Here is a 2,334-nt window from a genome sequence, read left to right as displayed (position 1 = left end):
GTGGCCATCCCCGCCAGCACGCCAATGGTGTTGGCCACCGCATCCATCGGATCAGCCATGCGATTGCTGGTCAACGCGCCCTGCGCGAACTCGATGCCGACGCCCATCAGCACCAGGCCAGCCGCCACCCACAGCAGCGGACGGCCACGCCGGAACAACTGCACCGCGCTGCCGGCCAGGATGAAATAGGCCAGGAAATGCTCGCCCTTGTCGCTGTTTTCCGGCAGCGGGATCGGCGGCGGCGGAATCAGGCAGACCACGATCACCGTCAGCACCGCCAGCACCCACAACGCGCTCCACAGGCGTGGCCGCCGCAGCGGCTTGATCACCGGCAACGCTGCACTCACAGGCGCCAGCTCAGGTCGCCCAGTTCGAAGGCCGGTTCGAAATCGACGTCGCGCTGCAGGCCAATGGCCTGGAAACGCTCGCCCATCTCGGTTGGCAGGGTCAGCTTCTTCACCTGGTCGCGCAGCTGGATGCGGCCCACTTCATCGGTGCGCTCCTCGGCCAAGATCAGTACCTGGTCCAGGCCGTTGCCGAGCAGGAAACTGGCCTGGCTGCAGTAACCGGCCAGTTCGAAACCGCCGTGCAGGCCGGCCTCGGCCATGGCGGTGAAATCGACCGATGCGGTGATGTCCTGCAGGCCCGGCCAACGATGGATCTCGTTGTGCACGTGGTGGCGGTAGAACGCGCGCACGGTGCCGTCATCGCGCTCTTCCTGGTAGAACTCGCCCCGGTTGTAGCCGTAATCCACGAACAGCATCGCGCCGCGGCGCAGGCCACCGGCCACCGCCTGCAGCCAGTACGGCAGCTGCGGCAGCACCTCGGAACGGTAGCCATCAGCAAAGGGCTTTTCCAGATAGCGTTCGAGGTGGCGCACCGCGCCGTTGAGCAGCAGGTCGGCCGGCTGCGCGCCACGGATGAAGTTGCCCTGCCCGTCCAGTTCGACGGTCTCCTCATACACCTCGCCGTCCTTGATGAGGAAGCGCGGTGTCGGCAGCGCATCGATCACCTCGTTGGCGAACACCACGCCGTCCCAGTCGTCCTCGAACGGGCGATCCAGCCACTCCACCCGGCTGGCCAGCTCAGGCGGCAGGTTCTGCTGCAGGCGCTCCTGCTGGCGCTGGCGCAGGTCCGCGCTGGGTTCAAGGATCGCGTAGCGGGCTGGCAACGCGTCCAGCTCGGCCAGGCGCAGCAGCACCGCCTCGGCGAAGGCACCGGTGCCGCCGCCCAGTTCCAGCATCCGTGCCTGCGCATCGAGCTGGCCGAACACCGGCGCCAGTGCATTGGCCACGCTGCCGGCGAACAGGCTGCCCAGCTCGGGTGCGGTGGTGAAATCGCCGCTGCCGCCGAATTTGCTGGCACCGGCGCTGTAGTAGCCCCAGCCCGGCGTGTACAGGCACAGCTCCATGAAGCGGGAGAACGGCATCGCCCCGCCCTGTGCGAGGATCTCGGCACGCAGGGCGGCGGCCAGCTGGTCGCTGTGGGCCAGGGCATCGGCTTCGGGCAGGGGGAAGGTAGGCTGCATGGCGTCTTCGAATGCGGTGACAATGGTGCACAGGATAGCCGAGCCTTGGAGGACCCTCGATGAGTGACACCGCCCCCGTGGCCCTGATCACCGGCAGCGCGCGCCGGATCGGCGCGGCCATCGCCCGCCAGTTCCACGCCTGTGGCTGGTCGGTGGTGCTGCACGCCAATACCTCCAGCGCCGAACTGCAGCAGGCCGCCTTCAACCTGGACAACGAGCGCCCCGGCAGCGTGCTGGCGTTGCAGGCCGACCTGCGCGACGCCGATGCCCTGGCCGACCTGGTCGAGCAGGCGGTGACCCACTTCGGCCGCCTCGATGCGCTGGTCAACAACGCCTCCAACTTCTTCCCCACCCCGCTCGGCCAGGTCACCGCCGAGGCGATGGACGAGCTGTACGCGGTCAACGCGCGCGCGCCGCTGCTGCTCTCCCAGGCCGCCGCGCCGTACCTGCGCCGCCAGCACGGCTGCATCGTCAACCTGACCGACCTGCATGGCACCGACCCGATGCGCGACCACATTGCCTACACGATGGCCAAGGCGGCGCTGGAGATGGCGACCCGCTCGCTGGCGCTGGAACTGGCGCCGAAGGTGCGGGTGAATGCGGTGGCGCCCGGTGCGATCCTGTGGCCGGAACAGGGCAAGGACGATTTCGCCCGCGAGGCGCTGCTGGCGCGCACGCCGCTGGCGCGGATCGGCACAGTCGAGGAAATCGCCGAAGCGGTGTACTGGCTCGCGGCCGAGGCCAGCTTCGTCACCGGTCACACCCTGCGTGTGGATGGTGGGCGTACGGTGAGTTGATCGTTCAGC

3 protein-coding genes are annotated in these 2,334 nt (G+C 68.4%); 1 reads left to right on the top strand and 2 read right to left on the bottom strand.

The annotated features are described in order from the left end of the window. Together DBR20_RS13380 and DBR20_RS13375 are read right to left on the bottom strand one after the other, a co-directional pair. Positions 1-347 (bottom strand): hypothetical protein (locus DBR20_RS13380; RefSeq protein WP_108266526.1); only part of this gene is annotated, 347 nt, incomplete at its 3' end. Beyond that, positions 344-1,528 carry an SAM-dependent methyltransferase gene (locus tag DBR20_RS13375; RefSeq protein ID WP_108266519.1) on the bottom strand — a complete coding sequence of 395 codons (1,185 nt, stop codon included), beginning with the start codon at positions 1,526-1,528 and terminating at the stop codon, positions 344-346. The genes DBR20_RS13375 and DBR20_RS13380, both read right to left, overlap by 4 nt. A gap of 59 nt (positions 1,529-1,587) precedes the next feature. Between DBR20_RS13375 and DBR20_RS13370 the strand changes: the two genes are divergently transcribed. After that, a complete protein-coding gene (locus DBR20_RS13370; protein ID WP_108266518.1) occupies positions 1,588-2,325 on the top strand; it encodes a pteridine reductase in 738 nt (245 codons plus the stop codon). Positions 2,326-2,334 lie beyond the last annotated feature (9 nt).

This window comes from Stenotrophomonas sp. HMWF023, from assembly GCF_003060985.1.
GTDB classification, from domain to species: domain Bacteria; phylum Pseudomonadota; class Gammaproteobacteria; order Xanthomonadales; family Xanthomonadaceae; genus Stenotrophomonas; species Stenotrophomonas lactitubi.
Note: the sequence above shows the minus strand (reverse complement) of the source record. Positions and strands in the feature narration are given on the sequence as shown.